We start from the raw sequence: 18,070 nt of genomic DNA on the forward strand, positions 1-18,070 counted from the left end.
AGGGGCCAGCCCCTCGCGCTCCCCGAGGTGTGTGCCGCCCAAAGAGGGCCGGGTCAGTCCGGGTCGGTCAGGTAGCGAGGCTGCAGCACGATGACGGTGGGACGTCGCGGCAGGTCGCGCAATGAGATCTCGAGCGTCGCATCGCTGCGCCGGTCGATCTGGAAGGTGTCGCTGACGTCGGCCAGGAACCGTTCCAGGGCGTAGCCGGAGAACCAGTGCATCGGGATCACGACCGAGCTTTTCAGCCGGTCGACGATCCGTTTGACTGTCGACAGCGGCATCGTCATGCCGCCGTCCACCGGCACCATCAGCACATCCGCCCGCCCAAGCGCGGCGTATTGCCGGTCGGTCGGTTCGTGGTGCAAGTGGCCAAGATGGGCGATGCAGAGGCCCTCGACCTCGAAGATGAAGATGGAATTGCCGTTCGGCTCGTCCCCGCCATAGGCAGAGCGGATGTCGGTCGAGACATTGCGGATCAGCATTTCACCAAGGTCCAGGTAATGATCGATGCCTTCGCCAAAGATCTCTCCCCATCCGCGCAGGACGTGAGGGATGGCCGGATCGACGGCATGGGTCCAATGCGTTGTGTGGGCGTGGTTCATGGTGACGATATCGGGGATCATCCGCGTCGTTCCGATGTTTCCGTTGTAATCGGTCACGGCCTCGAGCCCGCCGCGTGTCTGGATCAGGAAGGAGGCATGGGCGATGTAGTGGATGCGAACCGTGTATTCGGGGATCGGCGCGGTCCAGCTGGCCTTGTGCAGGTATTCGATCCCCGGGGCCGCATCCGCTATGGCGATGCAGTGCGAAGGTCGGCGCTGTTCCTGGGCCTGTACCAGCGTGGCGGTCAGGAAAAGAAGGGCGGCGGCAAGGCGGATCATCGGGCGCTCCTGTCGGGTGACGTCCCGGAAAGGGTAGCGCGGCTGCGCCCCCGGCCAAATTCACAATTTCGCCGGGAACGGGCGGTCAGTGTATGGGGATGCTTTTCTGTGCATCAGGATGAGGCCCAGAGGCGTCTAGCCGACCTCGGTCCGGCCACGCCTGTCCGACCGCAACGAGGCATAGAGCACGTGGGTCCGCCAACGGCCATTGATCTGCAGGTAGCTTTGCGCCACGCCCTCGTACTTGAAGCCCGACTGTTCCAACAACCCGCGCGAGGCGACGTTTTCCGGCAGGCAGGCGGCCTCCATCCGGCTCAGCCCCATCTTCTCGAAGGCCTGGTGAACCATCATGGCGATGGCCTCGGACATGTAGCCGCGCCGGGTGTAGCGTTCGCCGATCCAGTAGCCCAGCGTGCCTGCCTGTGCCGGGCCGCGGCGGATGTTGTCCAGCGTGATCGCGCCCAGCAGCGCCTGGTCTTCGCGGCGGATCAGGAACAGCGGCAGGGCCGAGCCGGTCCCGATCGAGCGTGAGGCCCAGTAGACACGGTTGGTAAAGGCCTTTCGCGTCAGGTGGTCGGTGGACCAGGATGGCTCCCAGGGGGTCAGGAACTCGCGGCTTTCGCGGCGCAGGTTCGACCAGGGCGTGAAATCGGAATGCACGGGCGGGCGCAGCGTCAGGCGCTCAGTCTCGAGCTGTACCTTGCGCCGGAACGCCAGCATCATGCCGCCCGGCGTGCCTGCAGCTCGGAGAGCGTGGGGGCCTCCGCGACGGGACCGTAAAGCGCCATCGCGGCGGCGGCCTCTGCGGCCTGCGCCTCGGCAAAGCGCAACACGTCCTCGCGCGTGACCGCGTCGATCTTGGCGACGGTGCGCTCGATGTCGGGCACTTCTCCCCAGATCTGGACCATGCGCGCGCTGCGTTCGGCGCGGGACGAGGGGCTTTCGAGGCCCATCAGCAGACCGGCCTTCATCTGGGCGCGGGCACGCTCGATCTCGGCGGGGCTCATGTCCTCGGCGCTGCGTTTCATTTCGTCCACGGTCAGCGTGATCAATTCCGGCATCTCGGCGCCGGAGGTGCCGGCGTAGATCGTCGTCATCCCGGTGTCGGCATAGGCGCCGTTCTGGGCAAAGATGGTGTAGCAGAGGCCGCGTTTCTCGCGGATTTCCTGGAACAGCCGCGATGACATGCCGCCGCCCAGGGCCACAGAGTAGATCTGGGCGGTGTAGAATGCCGGATCGCGATACCCCGGTGCCTCGAAGGCCAGAGCCAGGTGCGCCTGTTCAAGATCCTTGGTCCGCCGCGTTTCGCCGCCGTGGAACCGTGCGGGATCGGCAGACAGGGCGCTGCGCGGAACCATGTCGCCAAAAAGCGCCTCGGCCTGTTTGACCAGCGAGTCATGATCAACCGCGCCCGCGGCCGACAGGATCATCTGGTCCGGCCCGTAATGTTCGTTCACGAAGCCTGCCAGGTCGCCACGGTCGAACCCCTGCACGCGCGCGGCCTCGCCGAGGATGGTGCGGCCGATGGGCTGATCGGGATAGGCCTGTTCCTGAAGCCAGTCAAAGATCACGTCGTCGGGCGTGTCATGCGCCTGGCCGATTTCCTGCAGGATGACATGGCGTTCGACCTCGATTTCCCTGGGGTCGAACACCGGGTCCCGCAGGATGTCGGCGATCACGTCCACGGCCAGCGCCACGTCCGGTTCCAGAACGCGGGCGTAGTAGGCCGTGACCTCGCGCGAGGTATAGGCGTTGATATAGCCGCCCACGTCCTCGATCGCCTCAGCGATCTGCAGGGCGCTGCGGGTCTTGGTGCCCTTGAAGGCCATGTGTTCCAGGAAATGCGCGATGCCGTTCTGTTCTTCGCGTTCGTGCCGCCCACCGGCCGTGACCCATAGCCCGACCGCGGCACTTTGCAGGCCGGGCATGTTTTCGGTCACGACGCGCAGTCCGTTGGAAAGGGTGGCGATCTGAACACTCACTTGGCAATACGCTCCTGGATGAGGGATTCGAGGGCGGCGAGGTCGTTCTGCACCCGCGTCACACGTTCCGGACGCTCATACAGATCGACCATGCGATTTGGAAGAGGGGGGCGAATGCCGCTGGCCTTTTCCACGGCATCGGGGAACTTGGCCGGATGCGCGGTGGCCAGCGTGATCATCGGCGTTGCCGGGTCGCGCTGTGCCTCAGCCACGCGGACACCCACGGCGGAATGCGGGCAAAGCAGCTCTCCCATCGTGGCATGGGCGGTGCGGATCGTTTCCAGCGTGTCTTCTTCGGACACGCGGCCCGAATCGAAATGCTCGCGCAGGGCCTCCAGTGCGCCCTGGCTGACCTTGAAACCACCGGCTTTCAGCTCGTCCATCAGTTGCGCCACGGCGGCCCCGTCGCGGCCATAGGCATCAAAGAGCGCGCGTTCGAAGTTGCTGCTGACCTGGATGTCCATCGACGGGCTGATCGAGGGATGCACCTCGGAGGTCTGGTAGTCGCCCGAGGACAGGCAGCGGTGCAGGATGTCGTTCTGGTTGGTGGCGACTACCAGCCGGTCTATGGGCAGGCCCATCTTCTTGGCGATGTAGCCGGCAAAGATATCGCCGAAGTTGCCGGTGGGCACGGTAAAGCTGACCTTGCGGTCCGGCGCACCCAGGCTGACGGCGGCGGAGAAATAGTAGACCACCTGCGCCAGTACCCGTGCCCAGTTGATCGAGTTCACACCGGCCAGCCGCACGCCATCGCGGAACTCGAAGTGGTTGAACATGTCCTTGAGCCGCGCCTGGCAGTCGTCGAAATGCCCCTCCAGCGCCAGCGCGTGCACGTTGGCCTCGGCCGGAGTGGTCATCTGGCGGCGCTGCACCTCGCTGACCCGGCCGTGCGGGAACAGGATGAAGACGTCGACGTTGTCCAGCCCCTTGAAGGCCTCGATGGCCGCCGATCCGGTATCGCCCGAGGTCGCGCCGACGATGGTCACACGCTCGCCCCGGCGCTCCAAGGCCTCCTGGAAGAGCTGACCAATGAGCTGCATGGCAAAGTCCTTGAAGGCCAGCGTGGGGCCGTGGAACAGCTCGAGCAGGAAATGCCCCGGCGCCAGTTGCACCAGGGGCGCCCGCGCGCCGTGGCCGAACCCGGCATAGGCCTTGGCGATCAGGTCGGCGAACACTTCGTCGGTAAAGCCCTCGCCGACGAAGGGGCGCATCACGCGGAACGCCGTTTCCTCGTAGCTGAGGCCGTGCAGGGCGCGGATGTCGTCCGCGCTCATCCGAGGGATGGTTTCAGGGACATAGAGGCCGCCGTCACGCGCGAGACCGGACAGCATCGCCTCTTCGAATGTCAGCGCAGGCGCCTGTCCGCGGGTGGAGATGTAACGCATGTCAGGCCTCCCTGCCTGTTTTCAGCCGCCTGATCCAGACGCCTGTCATGATGAGCCAGACCGCGGCGAGCGAATACCACGTTATGGCGTATTGCAAGTGATCGTTGGGAATGCCGCTGGTGTCGACGGGCAGGGGCGACACACCCTCGTCGGCGGGCGACATTGTCCGTGTCACGACCAGCAGGGGTTCGGTATCCAGCCTGTCCGCCATCTGTGCCAGATCGCGTGCAAACCATGTGTTGTCCGCCGGATCGTTGTCGGGGGTCGAGGAATTGCGGTCATCGGGCCAGTGCAGGTTGCCCGTCACCTCCGCCGGTCCGGCGTAGCGGGGTCTGTCCTTCCGGTCGACGGGGACAAAGCCGCGATCAACCAGCACGCGCCGCCCCTCCGCTGTCTGAAAGGCCGAGATAAGACGCCAGCCGGCGCCACGCTGTTTGACGGAGACAAGCACGGCCAGGGTCTCGGCGCCGATCTCTCCGGTTAGGGTCGTGGGCTGGTAGCGTTGCGCCTCGGGATCGATCAGCCGGGGCAGGGGTTGTGGGGCACTTGCGATGGTGGTCTCGATCTCGTCAAGGATGCTCCGTTTCCATTCCAGCCGCTGCAATTGCCAGGTGCCCAGCCAAAGCAGGATGGCGATGCCTGTCAGGCCAATCAGCAGGGGGGCGATGTAGCGTCTCAAGCGGAGCTCCGGAAACGAAAAAGGCGCGCCCGGGTGGGGCGCGCCTTGGTGTACCTTGTGGGCCGTGAGGTTCAAGGCCTGATGTAAGGCGGGGGTCGCCCCGCCGCATCTTCAGCCGCCCCAGATGTAGACCGCAGCAAAGAGGAACAGCCAGACCACGTCGACGAAGTGCCAGTACCATGCCGCCGCTTCGAACCCGAGGTGGTTGGTGGCGGTGAAATGGCCGCGGTAGACGCGGATCAGGCAGATGAACAGGAAGATCGTGCCGATGATCACGTGCGCGCCGTGGAAGCCCGTCGCCATGAAGAAGTTGGCGCCGTAGATGTTGCCACCGAAACCGAAGGCCGCGTGGCTGTATTCATAGGCCTGGAAGACGGTGAAGATCAGGCCCAGCAGGACGGCAATGATCAGGCCCGACTTGACGTCCTGGCGGTTGTCCTCGTGCACCAGCGCGTGGTGCGCCCAGGTCGCCGCCGCGCCCGAGCAGAGCAGAATCAGCGTGTTGATCAGCGGCAGGTGCCAGGGATCGAAGGTCTCGATGCCCGCGGGCGGCCAGACGCCGTCGACGGCGGGCGAGTTGCCGTCGGGATCCATCGGGTACATGGCGTGTTTGAAGAACGACCAGAACCAGGCGAAGAAGAACATCACCTCGGACATGATGAACAGGATGAAGCCATAGCGCAGGCCGATCAGCACGACCGGCGTGTGATCGCCGACCTGGTTCTCCGCCACAGTGTCCGACCACCAGCCGAACATGGTGTAAAGCACGCCGACAAAGCCGATCAGGAACATCCAGGGGCCGTTGTCATGGAACATCAAAACCGCGCCGAACAGCATGACGAAGCCGGCAACCGCCCCGAGGAAGGGCCAGATAGAGGGGTTCAGGATGTGGTAGTCGTGGTTCTTTGCATGCGCCATTGCGGTTCCCTCGTTAGGCGTTAGTTCACGGACGCTTTCGCGTCTTTTTGGGCGTCGAGCGCGGCCTGCGTCTCTTCTGGCAGGTCGATCTCGTAGAAGGTATAGGACAGCGTGATGTGGTTGGTGTGCTTGGCGTCCCGATCGGTGACGATCTCGGGGTCGACAAAGAAGCTCACCGGCATCTGCACGCGTTCACCGGGCATCAGCACCTGTTCAGTAAAGCAGAAGCATTCGATCTTGGAAAAGAAGGCGCCGGCCTCGTAGGGGGCCACATTGTAGGAGGCCTGCCCGGCGATGGGACGGTCGGTGGGGTTGTAGGCCTCGTAGAAGGCCAGGCCTTCTTCACCGATGCGAATGGTCATCTCGGTCTGCATGGGTTTGAACTCCCACGGCATCCCGCGTTCCTTCGAGGCATCGAAACGCACCTTGATCGTTTGGTCCAGCACGTCGCCGGCCGCCACGGCCACGTTGGGCGTGCCGCCAAAACCGGTCACCCGGCAGAACCAATCGTAGAACGGCACAGAGGCCCAGGCGAGGCCCCCCATCAGGACGACGACACCGACCGTCTGGTAGACCGTCTTCAGCTTGCCATCAGTTGCCATCAGTTACTCCCTGTTGCGGTTGCATCTGGAAGTCCCCCCGGGTGACTTTCACGACGGTCAGCCCGAATATTATCGCTATGAATGCCGCCAGCACCAGTCCGACGCCGATGTTGCGGCCGCGGCGGCGCTTGTGCAGCTCGTGTTCCTTGACCAGGCTCATGCCCAGACCCCCATGCGATCCAGACCCGCGTCCACCAGGATCGCGCCGAAATGCGCGAAGAGGTACAGCAGCGAGAGCTTGAAGAATTTCTTTTCCACCTTGTAGCTGTCCGCTTCGGCCTGCGCCTCGTCGCGGCGCGCAATCTGCACGGCGCCTTTCAGGAACAGGGCGTTCAGCAGCAGGGAGGTGGCCAGGTAGACCGGGCCGCCGACCTGGGTAAAGCCCAGCCCGATGGCAAAGATGGCCAGCAGCACGGTGTAACCCAGGATATGGCGGCGGGTCGCGCGGCGACCGTGGGTCACGGTCAGCATCGGCACGGTGGCATTGTCATAGTCCATGCGGACAAAGAGGGCGAGCGCCCAGAAGTGCGGCGGCGTCCAGAGGAAGGTGAGGCAGAACATCAGCACCGAGGCGGTCGAGATGTCGCCGGTTGCGGCGGCCCAGCCGATCATCGGGGGGAAGGCCCCGGCGGCACCGCCGATCACGATGTTCTGCGGCGTCAGCCGCTTGAGCCACATCGTGTAGATCACGACGTAGAAGAAGATGGTGAAGGCCAGCAGGCCCGCCGCCACCCAGTTGGTGGCGAGGCCCAGGAAGACCACGGCAAAGACCGACAGGGTCAGGCCGATGGCCAGCGCTTCGTCCCGGGTGACCTTGCCGGCGGGAATCGGGCGCTTGGCGGTGCGTTTCATCACCGCGTCGATATCCGAATCGTACCACATGTTCAGGGCGCCCGAGGCACCGCCGCCCACGGCAATGAACAGCACCGCGCAGAATCCCACGAAGGGATGCACACCGACCGGCGCGGCCAGCAAGCCGACAAAGGCGGTGAAGACGACAAGCGTCATCACCCGCGGCTTCAGCAGGGCGAAGTAGTCGCCGAACTGGGCCTCGTTCTCGTAGGGGCTGGCGTGCAGGCTGGCGTCGCTCATCTTTGGTCCCTGTGGTCAAAAGATGCGCCGGACGGGCGCACCTTGCAGGTTGGGCATGGGATGGGTCCTGAGACCCATCCGGACTCAGTTGGTCAGAACTTCGCGAACGTCGGTGTAGCCACCTTCGTCGATAGAACGCTGCAGCCAGGCCTCGTAGGCCTCTTCGCTGACGACCTTGACGGTGATCGGCATGTAGGCGTGCGCGATACCGCAGAGTTCCGAGCACTGGCCGTAGTAGACGCCCTCTTTCTCGGGGGTGAACCACAGTTCGGCCAGGCGGCCGGGAACGGCGTCCTGCTTCACGCCGAAGGCGGGAATGGTCCACGAGTGGATCACGTCGGCACCGGTCACCTGCATCACGACGGTCTTGCCCACGGGCAGGACGATGGCGGTGTCGGTGGCCAGAAGGAAGTCGCTCTTCTCATAGCCGGCATCGACCAGCTGTTCCTCGACGGCCGGGGTCATGCGGTTGTCGCCACCGGTGGCGGGCGAACCGATCATGTAGGCGTCGTAGATCAGGTCGGTTCCGACATATTCATAGCCCCAGTACCACTGGTAGCCGGTCACCTTGATGGTGATGTCGCCCTCGGGGATCTCCTGCTGCTTGAACAGCACCGGCAGCGAGAAGGCGCCGATGAAGACGAGGATGACGATCGGGCCGATGGTCCAGGCCACCTCGAGCGGAGAGTTGTGCGTGAAGGAGCTGGGGTTCGGGTTCGCCTTGCGGTTGAACCGCACGTAGATGAAGGCCATCAGGGCGACGACCAGCAGGCAGATGGCGGTGATGATCACCAGGATCATGCCGTCCAGCCACTGCAGATCGGCCGCCAGTTCGGTGGCGGCGGGCTGGAAGCCCATGCCACCGTCGTGGGGTTTGCCCACGACGGGAAGGTCCTGCGCCAGTGCCGGCGCGGCGATGAAGGCGCTCAGAAGGCCCAAAAGCATCGGTTTGCTTTGCATGTCTCACCCTGATCGGTTGCGAGTGTGGTCGGACGGGAGGAACACCGCAGTAGACACGGCAGTTCACGCACCTCCCATTGCGTTCTGTCTGCTTAAAATCATATTCTGGAATGCCAGGAAAGCACGGTTCTTGCGGCAAACCGCCGCTTTTTTTGATCCAGATCAAGCGGCGATGTCGCAGGGCATGTCCTGCGAGGGCAATTCGGGCAGGCATAGGCGTGCCCGTTTCGCCGGTTTCAATGCGTCTGAGCGCGGTCGTGAACTGTTACTTGCCGATGGGCGTGCCTCTGGTGTCTGGCCCTGTATCTATGCCGATGCCCGCGCCGTCCACCTTGTGAGGGACGTTTTCCGACATGGGGGGCACGGATCCGGGCTTTTCGATGGTCAACGTGCTTGTGTTCCGGTCCAGCGTCACCCCGCCCCCGCTTGGCGGGGCCTGCAGCATTTCGATCACGTCGATGTACTGGGCCGAGGCACCGCCAGCGCTGAGGGCAAGGAGCAGTGCAGTCAAAGTCTTGCGCATGGATCGTCCTCCCGAATGACGTTTCAACCTAACACGACGTGCCTCCTTTCCCAAACGCGCCCGACCTCTGCCGTGGTCAAGCCGATGCCGATGGTCTAGGTCTTGGGGCAACAGACGCCCTGACCGATCCCGGAGTTTCACATGTCCAACGCTCCCTTTCGCCCGTTCGAGACCCATCTGGACCTCGATGCCACCACAGCGCTTGTCCGCGACGCGCTGGCCGGTGCCGAGGATGGCGAGCTTTTCATCGAGCGCGCCCGTTCCGAAGCGCTCGTTCTCGATGACGGACGGGTCAAGACCGCCAGCTATGATTCCTCCGAGGGCTTCGGCCTGCGTGCGGTGCGCGGCGAAGTGGCGGGCTATGCCCATGCTTCCGAGATCAGCGAAGCGGCGCTGAAGCGGGCGGTGGACACGGCGCGGCTGGCCATCGGAGATGGCGGCGGGATCATGGCGCCGCCCCCCGCGGGCACCAATCGGCACCTCTATACGGACGCCGATCCCATCGAGGGAGCCAGTTTCCCGGTCAAGCTGGAAACCCTGCGCGAGATCGACGCCTTCACCCGTGATCTCGATCGTCGCGTCGTGCAGGTGACAGCGACAATCGCCGCCTCCTTGCAGGAGGTCTCGATCCTGCGCGCCGACGGAACGCTGGTTTCGGACGTGCGGCCGATGACTCGGGTCAATGTCTCGGTCATCGTCGAGGAGAACGGTCGCCGCGAATCCGGCACCGCGGGTGGTGGCGGGCGTGTGGCCCTGGACGGGCTGCTGGCGCCGCAGGACTGGCAGTCCAAGGCGCGAGAGGCGCTACGCGTCGCGCTGGTCAACCTCGAGGCGGAACCGGCCCCGGCGGGTGTCATGGACATCGTATTGGGCCCCGGATGGCCGGGCATCCTGCTGCATGAGGCTGTGGGTCACGGGCTGGAAGGGGATTTCAACCGCAAGGGCTCGTCCGCCTTTGCCGGCCTGATGGGCCAGCAGGTCGCCGCAAAGGGCGTGACGGTGCTGGACGATGGCACGATTCCGGACCGTCGCGGCTCGATCACCGTGGATGACGAGGGCACGCCCTCGGGCAAGAACGTGCTGATCGAGGACGGCAAGCTGGTCGGTTTCATGCAGGATCGGCAGAACGCGCGCCTCATGGGGGTCGACCCGACGGGCAACGGGCGGCGGCAGAGCTATGCCCATATCCCGATGCCGCGCATGACCAACACCTACATGCTGGGCGGCGATTCGGATCCCGCGGACATCGTTGCCGATCTCAAGGATGGCATCTGGGCCGTTGGCTTCGGTGGCGGACAGGTGGATATCACCAATGGCAAGTTCGTCTTTTCCTGTACCGAGGCCTACCGCGTGAAGAACGGCAAGGTGGGCGCCCCGGTCAAGGGCGCGACGCTGATCGGTGACGGGGCAAATGCGCTGAACCGTATCCTGGCGCTTGGCAACGACATGGAGCTGGACCCGGGCATGGGCAATTGCGGCAAGCAGGGCCAATGGGTGCCGGTGGGCGTGGGACAGCCGACCGTGATGATCGGGGGGCTTACGGTTGGCGGCGCCCAGGCCTGACCCCTGGTGGCACCCGTTCCGCAGCGATCCCGGTCTTGCGGAAGGATTGAGTATCTGGGTGCATCTATTGGCCGTGGGCATCGCCCTCACCGGCACGGTGGTGTTCGGGGTCATCTTGGGCATGAATGCCTCGCTCCTGGCGGGGGTTTCCTCCGAAATCGCCGGTGTTTTCGGCGCCATCGGGATCGTCCTGGCGTTCTCGGCCCTGTTCAGCTGGGCGGGTCATCTGCCTGGGGCGGTGGTCCTCCATCTAGCCTTGGTCAACGGGTGGGGCGGCTGGGCCGTGGCGCTTGCGGGCGGATTGGTAATCGGCACCCTCCTGTCGGCTCTGATCGGCGGCATTCTGGCGGTGATTCTGGGGCCGTTCCTTGCCCTGATCCATCTTGTTGCGTTGCGCTGGATGGCATCCGTGTTTCGGCCTGCAGGTGACGCGGGCTCTCCACCGGAGCCGGAGGGGCTTGCCTAGCTGGCGCCGGGCAGAGATCAAGAGTTGCGGAAAAACAGTGCATTACGCGAAATCCTGCGGGTGATCCTGCGCGATTCACCTATGATTAACCACTCTGGCGCTATCACTGGTCCTGCAAGAAGACGGGGTCAGGATGCGCGACGAAAGCTACTCTTCCACTCACCCCCCACTCCCACCCACCACGGAAGATCATCGCGTGGATTGGCTCCGTCTCTTGCGCTCTCGTCGCGTTGGGCCGACGACTTTCTGGAGATTGATGAACGAACACGGCAGCGCCGCCGCCGCGATAGACGCCTTGCCGGATGTCGCCCGCGCCGCCGGGGTCGAGAAGTACGTGGCCTGCCCGCGCGGCGTGGCCGAGGCGGAACTGGCCGCCGGGCACCGCGCCGGGGCCTGGCTGCTGTGTCGTGGCGAGCCGGGGTATCCCCCGGACCTGGCGGAACTTCCAGACGCGCCACCGCTGCTTTGGGGCATCGGCGACAGGGCCGTGCTGCGGCGCCCCATGATTGCCCTGGTCGGCGCGCGCAGCGCCTCTTCCCTGGGCACGCGCATGGCGCGGCGCCTGGCCGAAGGACTGGGAGAAGCCGGGTTCGTGGTGGTTTCCGGGCTGGCCCGGGGAATCGATACCGTGGCCCATGTCGGCGCCCTGCGCAGCGGCACCGTGGCCGTCATGGCCGGTGGTGTCGATGTGCTCTACCCGGCCGAGAATACACGTCTGGCGGACGAGATATGTCAGAGTGGCGGCTGTCGGTTGAGCGAACAGCCGATGGGCCTGCAGCCCGTGGCCCGGCATTTCCCGACACGCAACCGGATCGTTTCCGGCCTGTCTCGCGGAGTCGTCGTTGTCGAAGCGGCGGCAAAGTCCGGGTCGCTGATCACCGCGCGCACCGCGCTTGACCAGGGACGCGAGGTGCTGGCGGTTCCCGGTCACCCGATGGATGCCCGCGCCAGCGGCTGCAACATCCTGATCCGCGACGGCGCGCGCCTTGTGCGCAACGTCGAGGACATCATCGAGGCGCTGCCTCCGCTGGATACACCGAACGCCAAAGCCCAACCCGAACTGGACCTACAGGATTCGTCACAAGGTGCGGAACGTGTAGTCCGGGCACCTTCCCGTCCACAGCAGGCGCAGGACCGGCAACCCGCCCTTCGCAAGGCCGCGGCACTGCACCAGCAGATTCTGGACCGGCTTGGTCCTTCGCCCTTGGCCGAGGACCAATTGATCCGCGATCTGGGCGCACCCGCCGGCAAGGTCTCGCCAGTGCTCACCGACCTCGAACTGGACGGACGCATCCGGCGCCAGCCGGGCGGTTTGCTGTCCTTGGTGGTGCGGCACTGATCCCGGGATCAGCAGAACTCCGGGATCACCGGCCCCCAGGTGGGGCAGAAGGTGGGGTCCGACCACCAGACATCGGTGGCGCCGATGGCGTGCTGGACGGCGACCCAGGTCGATCCGGACCGCTGGTACAGGACCTGGATGTCCGACCCGCCCCAGTCAAAGGGATTGTCCCAGCCGGGCCGGACGGGGATCTCGTCCCGCGCAATCTCGCGTCCGCCGGGACGGACCGGATGCAGGCTGGCAAATCCCACGTCGCCGCTAACCCGCAGGTCCGAGACGACGAAGATCACCGGCGCCCCAAGCACCCATTCCGCGTGCGGCCGGATCGCGTCCATCAGGTCGGTTCGCAGAGCGGTTCCGCGTGCGGGTTCCTGCCAGGCGCTGGCCGACAAGGGCGTGACGGCCAACGAGATGGCGGCCAGAAAAGCGGTAAATCGGGTCATGGTTCTAGCTCCGTTACATGCGGGGAACCTAGCCGAAACCGGAGCGGCGCGGAAAGCGGCATCGCCAGCGTCATGGCGCCCCGGATTGACAAATCCTCCTTGCGCACCACATCTTGCGCCGCCATACGCGGCTCAAGACAAGGCCCTCACACGGCCCCAAAGAAATTTAACGAGGTAGCAGAACCCCATGCCCGTCGTCGTCGTCGAATCCCCTGCCAAGGCCAAGACAATCAACAAGTATCTGGGGTCCGACTACACTGTTCTGGCGTCCTACGGCCACGTCCGTGACCTGCCGCCCAAGGACGGTTCGGTCGATACCGATGATGATTTCGCGATGAAATGGGAGATCGCCAACGATTCGCGCAAACACGTCGCGGCGATCGCCGAGGCGCTCAAATCCGACGACGAACTGATCCTCGCCACCGACCCCGACCGCGAAGGGGAGGCGATTTCCTGGCACCTGAAAGAGGCGCTGACCAAGCGCCGCTCCATCAAGAAGTCCACCAAGGTCGAGCGCGTGACCTTCAACGCGATTACCAAGCAGGCGGTCAGCGAGGCGATGAAGAACCCGCGCGACATCGACGCGCCGCTGGTCGAGGCTTACCTGGCGCGCCGGGCGCTGGACTACCTCGTGGGCTTCAACTTGTCGCCGGTGCTCTGGCGCAAGCTGCCGGGCGCGCGCTCTGCGGGGCGGGTGCAGTCGGTTTGCCTGCGCCTGATCGTCGAGCGCGAGATGGAGATCGAGGCCTTCAAACCTCGGGAATACTGGCAGGTGAAGGCGCAGTTGACCACGCCGCGCGGGCAGAGCTATGAGGCCCGGCTGACCAATCTCGCGGGCAAGAAGCTCGACCGCTACGACCTCGCCAACCTGACCGATGCCGAGATGGCCGTCAGTGCCATCGAAAAGCGCGCGTTGAAGGTATTGTCGGTCGAAGCCAAGCCGACCTCGCGGAACCCCTCTGCGCCTTTCATGACCTCCACCCTGCAGCAGGAGGCCAGTCGCAAGTTCGGCATGGGCGCACGCCAGACGATGAACGCGGCGCAGCGCCTGTACGAGGCCGGGCACATCACCTACATGCGGACCGACGGCATCGACATGGCGCCGGAAGCGGTCATGGCCGCGCGTGACGCGATCAAGGATCGCTACGGTGCGAATTACGTTCCCGACAGCCCGCGCATGTACAAGAACAAGGCCAAGAACGCACAGGAAGCGCACGAGTGCATCCGGCCCACAGACATGACCAAGGACGCCGAGAGCCTGCGCCTGTCCGAACCCGATCAGCGCAAGCTTTACGACCTGATCTGGAAGCGGACGCTGGCCTGTCAGATGGAAGCGGCACGGCTGGAACGGACCACGGTCGAGATCGGCAGCGACGACGGCCAGGTGGGCCTGCGCGCGACGGGTCAGGTGGTCCTGTTCGACGGCTTCCTCAAGATCTACGAAGAGGGCCGCGACGAGCCGGTCGAGGATGACGACAAGCGGCTGCCGCAGATCATGCAGGGAGAGGCGGCCAAGTTCGACGCCGGCGCCCTGAAAGGCGAACACGCCAAGGCGGTCGAAAAGGCGGTGGGTGATGCGCGCAACGCCGTCATGTCGAATGACGGGGCCACGCTGGCCACGCAGAGCTTCACCAACCCGCCGCCGCGCTACACCGAGGCGACGCTGGTCAAGAAGATGGAAGAGTTGGGCATCGGCCGCCCGTCGACCTATGCCTCGATCGTGACCACGATCCAGGAACGGGAATACGTTCGCAAGGAACAGAACCGCCTGATCCCCGAGGACAAGGGTCGCATCGTCACGATCTTCCTGCTCAACTTCTTCAAGCGCTATGTCGAGTACGATTTCACCGCCGCTCTCGAGGATGAGCTGGACAGCGTGTCTGCGGGCAACGAGGACTACAAGGACCTTCTGGCCAAGTTCTGGCGCGACTTCAGTGCCGCGATTGCCGAGACTTCCGAGTTGCGGATTTCCGAGGTTCTGGACGTGCTGGACGAGGCTTTGGCGCCGCAGCTGTATCCGCCGCGTGAGGATGGCAGCGATCCGCGCATCTGTCCGAAGTGCGGGCAGGGGCAGTTGCACCTGAAGACCTCGCGCACCGGCGGTTTTGTCGGCTGCGGCAACTACCCGGAATGCACCTATACCCGCCCCATCGCGGGTGAGGGCGCCGAGGGCGAGGAGCGCCTTCTTGGCGAGGACGACGGCGACGAGATCTGGCTGAAGGCCGGGCGCTTCGGCCCTTATGTTCAGCGAGGCGAACCGACGCCCGAGAACAAGAAGCCGCCGCGGGCCTCGCTGCCCAAGGCGCGCGGCCAGTTCCTGCCGGGGTGGGAGCCGGATGGCATGACCCTGGAAAAGGCGCTGACCCTTCTGACATTGCCGCGAGAAATCGGGATGCACCCCGAGGGCGGCGTGGTCAAATCGAACCTGGGCCGCTTTGGTCCATTCATCATGCACCAGAAGCCGGACGAGGAAAAACCTGTCTACGTCAACCTCAAGGAATTCCAGGAGGTTTTTGAGATCGGCATGAACCGTGCGGTGGAAATGCTGGCCGAGAAACGGGCTAACCCGGGACGCGGTCGTGGCGCGGCGGCCAAGCCGCTGCGGGAACTGGGGGACCATCCGGACGGCGGCGCGCTGAGCGTCTACGAAGGGCGCTACGGGCCTTACGTCAAGTGGGAGAAGGTCAATGCGACTTTGCCCAAGGATGCCGATCCCAAGGAGATCACGCTGGAGGCCGCGGTTGCGCTGGTGAACGAAAAGGCGGCCAAGAGCGGCAAGAAGAAGGCTGCTCCCAAGAAGGCAGCGGCCAAGAAACCGGCCGCCAAAAAGAGCACTGCGAAAAAGACCACGGCCAAGAAAACCGCTGCGAAGAAAGCGGCCGGCGACGACGGCTGAGAACACATTTCGTCAACTGGATGTGATTGGTGCCGCATCGCGGCGCGGAGTAAGGCTTGCCGTGGAATACTACAGGCAAGGAGTGCATCATGAACAAGGGAATGTCCCGCCGTGGCCTGCTGATCGCGGGCGGCGCGGCGCTGGTCGTGCCGGCCCGGGCCCGGGCCGAGGTGCGCGAAGAGGCGACAGTCGTGCGGCGCAACATCTCGAGCTTTTCGAGCCAGGACTGGCGTGACCATTTTGACGAACTGGGCGTGGGCTGCATCGTTTGCGATACCGCCAGCCGCGCACTGCATTACTGGAACGCGGACGGCAGCGACTATCGCGTCTATCCGACCTCGGTGCCCAAGACCGACGAGCTGACGAAACGCGGATACACCAGGATCGTGCGCAAGAAGGAGTCCCCCTCCTGGACGCCGACCGCGTCGCAGATGGAACGCTTTCCGGATTGGCGACCGGTCGAAGGGGGCGCGCCGGACAATCCCCTGGGCACGCATGCGATGTACTTTGACTGGCCGGCCTACCTAATCCACGGGACGCACGACACGCGCAAGATCGGGCGACCGTCGTCCGATGGCTGCATCGGTCTGTACAACGAAAAGATCGCAGAGCTGTACCAGATCACGCCGATCGGCACGCAGGTGCGCCTGATCTGATACCCTCTGGGTCAGGTGCGAAATCCCGCGGGCGGGTCGACATCGGCCCGCCCGCGTTGACTCTTTGCTGCAGAGCGGCGACAACTTGCGCCAATCCAGGTGAACAGGGGGAGTCCCATGAAAAAGGTCTACGGTTCGGCGGCAGAAGCGCTGGACGGTCTTCTAGAAGACGGCATGCTGATTGCCGCCGGGGGCTTTGGCCTCTGTGGCATTCCCGAACTGCTGATCGACGCGATCGTCGAGAGCGGGGTCAAGGATCTGACGGTCGCGTCGAACAATGCGGGCGTCGACGGGTTCGGTTTGGGCAAACTGCTCGACACCCGCCAGATCAAGAAGATGATGTCCTCTTACGTGGGTGAAAACGCCGAGTTCATGCGCCAGTATCTCTCCGGCGAACTGGAGCTGGAATTCAACCCGCAGGGCACCCTGGCCGAGCGGATGCGGGCCGGTGGCTGCGGGATCCCGGGGTTCTACACCAAGACCGGCTACGGCACGCAGATCGGTGAAGGCAAGGAGGTCAAGGTCTTCAACGGGGAACACTACATCCTCGAGGAAGGCATCTTTGCCGACCTCTCGATCGTGAAGGCGTGGAAGGCGGACGACACCGGGAACCTGGTGTTCCGCAAGACGGCGCGAAACTTCAACCCGCCGGCGGCCATGTGCGGCAAGGTCTGCGTGGCCGAGGTCGAGGAAATCGTGCCGCGCGGCTCTCTGGATCCGGATCACATCCACCTGCCGGGGATCTACGTGCACCGGATCATCCAGGGAGAGCACGAGAAACGGATCGAACAGCGGACCGTCCGCAAGCGGGAGGAAGCCTGATGCCCTGGGATCGCAACCAGATGGCCGCGCGCGCGGCGCAGGAACTCGAAGACGGCATGTACGTGAACCTCGGGATCGGCATCCCGACGCTTGTCGCCAACTACGTCGGCGACAAGGACATCACGCTGCAGTCGGAAAACGGCATGCTGGGCATGGGCCCCTTCCCCTTCGAGGGCGAAGAGGACCCGGACCTGATCAACGCCGGAAAGCAGACGATCACGGAACTGGCGCGGACGTCGTATTTCGACAGTGCGATGAGCTTTGGCATGATCCGGGGCGGCAAGATCGCGGCGGCGATCCTGGGCGCGATGGAAGTGGCCGAGAACGGCGACCTGGCGAACTGGATGATCCCGGGCAAGCTGGTCAAGGGCATGGGCGGGGCGATGGACCTCGTGGCCGGTGTCGAGAAGGTCGTGGTGGTGATGGATCACACCAACAAGCACGGTGACTCGAAGCTTTTGAAGGAATGCACGCTGCCGCTGACGGGCAAGGGCGTGGTCGACCGGATCATCACCAACCTGGGCGTTCTGGACGTGGTCGAGGGCGGCCTCAGGATCGTCGAATGCGCGGAGGGCGTGACCGAGGACGAACTGCGCGCCGCGACCGAGGCGACCATCGTCTGATCCCGGGACACTTTCCGGACCCAAGGGCGCGCCCGCGAGGGGCGCGCCCTTTTTCGTTGGTGCATTGAGCAAATGAAAAAGGGCAGGATCCGAAGATCCTGCCCCAGGTCCTTGCGCCAAGGTTGGGAGGAGAGGCGCAATTTCCGTCCGGTCTAGACCGGATTACTTGGCCGGCGCGGCTTTCTTGGCGGTGGTCGTCGCCTTGGTGGCCGTCGCGGTCATCTCGTCGGTGGCCTTCTT

The 18,070-nt window shown here is 64.5% G+C and carries 19 protein-coding genes; 7 read left to right on the forward strand and 12 right to left on the reverse strand.

Features of this window, described 5'->3' with window-relative positions; translation table 11 throughout:
- Positions 1 to 53: 53 nt before the first annotated feature.
- From PVW46_RS14675 to PVW46_RS14725, 11 genes are all read right to left on the reverse strand, one after another.
- Positions 54 to 881, reverse strand: a complete 828-nt coding sequence (locus tag PVW46_RS14675; RefSeq protein WP_043138322.1) for an MBL fold metallo-hydrolase — start codon at positions 879 to 881, stop codon at positions 54 to 56.
- A 135-nt stretch (positions 882 to 1,016) separates the two neighbouring features.
- The gene (locus PVW46_RS14680; protein ID WP_069208986.1) at positions 1,017 to 1,601 is read right to left on the reverse strand and encodes a GNAT family N-acetyltransferase; all 585 of its coding nucleotides are present in this window, start codon (positions 1,599 to 1,601) and stop codon (positions 1,017 to 1,019) included.
- The gene (locus tag PVW46_RS14685; protein ID WP_069208987.1) at positions 1,601 to 2,863 is read right to left on the reverse strand and encodes a M16 family metallopeptidase; all 1,263 of its coding nucleotides are present in this window, start codon (positions 2,861 to 2,863) and stop codon (positions 1,601 to 1,603) included. Before PVW46_RS14685 ends, PVW46_RS14680 begins: the two co-directional genes overlap by 1 nt.
- A complete protein-coding gene (gene thrC, locus PVW46_RS14690) occupies positions 2,860 to 4,248 on the reverse strand; it encodes a threonine synthase (RefSeq protein ID WP_069208988.1) in 1,389 nt (462 codons plus the stop codon). Before thrC ends, PVW46_RS14685 begins: the two co-directional genes overlap by 4 nt.
- Before the next feature lies 1 nt (position 4,249).
- A complete protein-coding gene (locus PVW46_RS14695) occupies positions 4,250 to 4,927 on the reverse strand; it encodes an SURF1 family protein (RefSeq protein ID WP_043138311.1) in 678 nt (225 codons plus the stop codon).
- A gap of 111 nt (positions 4,928 to 5,038) precedes the next feature.
- A complete protein-coding gene (locus PVW46_RS14700) occupies positions 5,039 to 5,845 on the reverse strand; it encodes a cytochrome c oxidase subunit 3 (protein WP_043138308.1) in 807 nt (268 codons plus the stop codon).
- 20 nt (positions 5,846 to 5,865) lie between these two features.
- Entirely contained in the window at positions 5,866 to 6,447 is a 582-nt protein-coding gene (locus PVW46_RS14705; RefSeq protein ID WP_043138306.1) for a cytochrome c oxidase assembly protein, read from the reverse strand.
- Positions 6,437 to 6,607, reverse strand: coding sequence for a cytochrome c oxidase system small membrane protein (locus tag PVW46_RS14710; protein WP_043138304.1), 171 nt, complete (start codon positions 6,605 to 6,607; stop codon positions 6,437 to 6,439). The genes PVW46_RS14705 and PVW46_RS14710 overlap by 11 nt, the downstream gene beginning before the upstream one ends.
- Positions 6,604 to 7,539: a heme o synthase gene (gene cyoE / locus PVW46_RS14715; RefSeq protein WP_043138302.1), complete on the reverse strand. Its 936-nt coding sequence runs from the start codon at positions 7,537 to 7,539 to the stop codon at positions 6,604 to 6,606. Before cyoE ends, PVW46_RS14710 begins: the two co-directional genes overlap by 4 nt.
- A gap of 84 nt (positions 7,540 to 7,623) precedes the next feature.
- On the reverse strand, positions 7,624 to 8,484 hold the full coding sequence (coxB, locus tag PVW46_RS14720) for a cytochrome c oxidase subunit II (protein WP_274576383.1): 861 nt from the start codon (positions 8,482 to 8,484) through the stop codon (positions 7,624 to 7,626).
- Positions 8,485 to 8,764: 280 nt separating this feature from the next.
- On the reverse strand, positions 8,765 to 9,022 hold the full coding sequence (locus PVW46_RS14725) for a hypothetical protein (RefSeq protein ID WP_069208989.1): 258 nt from the start codon (positions 9,020 to 9,022) through the stop codon (positions 8,765 to 8,767).
- A gap of 141 nt (positions 9,023 to 9,163) precedes the next feature.
- On the opposite strand from PVW46_RS14725, the gene tldD reads away from it, so the two are divergent.
- The 3 genes from tldD (at position 9,164) to dprA (ending at position 12,390) form a co-directional block, all read left to right on the forward strand.
- Complete coding sequence (gene tldD, locus PVW46_RS14730; RefSeq protein ID WP_043138295.1) at positions 9,164 to 10,585, forward strand: metalloprotease TldD; 1,422 nt, start codon at positions 9,164 to 9,166, stop codon at positions 10,583 to 10,585.
- 73 nt (positions 10,586 to 10,658) lie between these two features.
- Positions 10,659 to 11,051 (forward strand): hypothetical protein, encoded by a 393-nt coding sequence (locus PVW46_RS14735; protein ID WP_274576385.1) that lies wholly within the window; start codon positions 10,659 to 10,661, stop codon positions 11,049 to 11,051.
- A gap of 133 nt (positions 11,052 to 11,184) precedes the next feature.
- Positions 11,185 to 12,390, forward strand: coding sequence for a DNA-processing protein DprA (gene dprA / locus PVW46_RS14740; RefSeq protein WP_083242239.1), 1,206 nt, complete (start codon positions 11,185 to 11,187; stop codon positions 12,388 to 12,390).
- 8 nt (positions 12,391 to 12,398) lie between these two features.
- Here dprA and PVW46_RS14745 read toward each other — a convergent pair whose 3' ends face one another.
- The gene (locus tag PVW46_RS14745; protein ID WP_043138288.1) at positions 12,399 to 12,833 is read right to left on the reverse strand and encodes a hypothetical protein; all 435 of its coding nucleotides are present in this window, start codon (positions 12,831 to 12,833) and stop codon (positions 12,399 to 12,401) included.
- Positions 12,834 to 13,020: 187 nt separating this feature from the next.
- Here PVW46_RS14745 and topA point away from each other — a divergent pair, with 187 nt between their 5' ends.
- From topA to PVW46_RS14765, 4 genes are all read left to right on the forward strand, one after another.
- Complete coding sequence (gene topA, locus PVW46_RS14750; RefSeq protein WP_069208992.1) at positions 13,021 to 15,729, forward strand: type I DNA topoisomerase; 2,709 nt, start codon at positions 13,021 to 13,023, stop codon at positions 15,727 to 15,729.
- Positions 15,730 to 15,818: 89 nt separating this feature from the next.
- Positions 15,819 to 16,385, forward strand: a complete 567-nt coding sequence (locus PVW46_RS14755) for a L,D-transpeptidase (RefSeq protein WP_069208993.1) — start codon at positions 15,819 to 15,821, stop codon at positions 16,383 to 16,385.
- Positions 16,386 to 16,502: 117 nt separating this feature from the next.
- Entirely contained in the window at positions 16,503 to 17,207 is a 705-nt protein-coding gene (locus tag PVW46_RS14760; protein WP_043138276.1) for a CoA transferase subunit A, read from the forward strand.
- Entirely contained in the window at positions 17,207 to 17,830 is a 624-nt protein-coding gene (locus PVW46_RS14765; RefSeq protein ID WP_043138274.1) for a 3-oxoacid CoA-transferase subunit B, read from the forward strand. The genes PVW46_RS14760 and PVW46_RS14765 overlap by 1 nt, the downstream gene beginning before the upstream one ends.
- Positions 17,831 to 18,070 lie beyond the last annotated feature (240 nt).

Source organism: Mameliella sp. AT18 (genome assembly GCF_028807275.1).
Lineage (GTDB): Bacteria > Pseudomonadota > Alphaproteobacteria > Rhodobacterales > Rhodobacteraceae > Antarctobacter > Antarctobacter albus.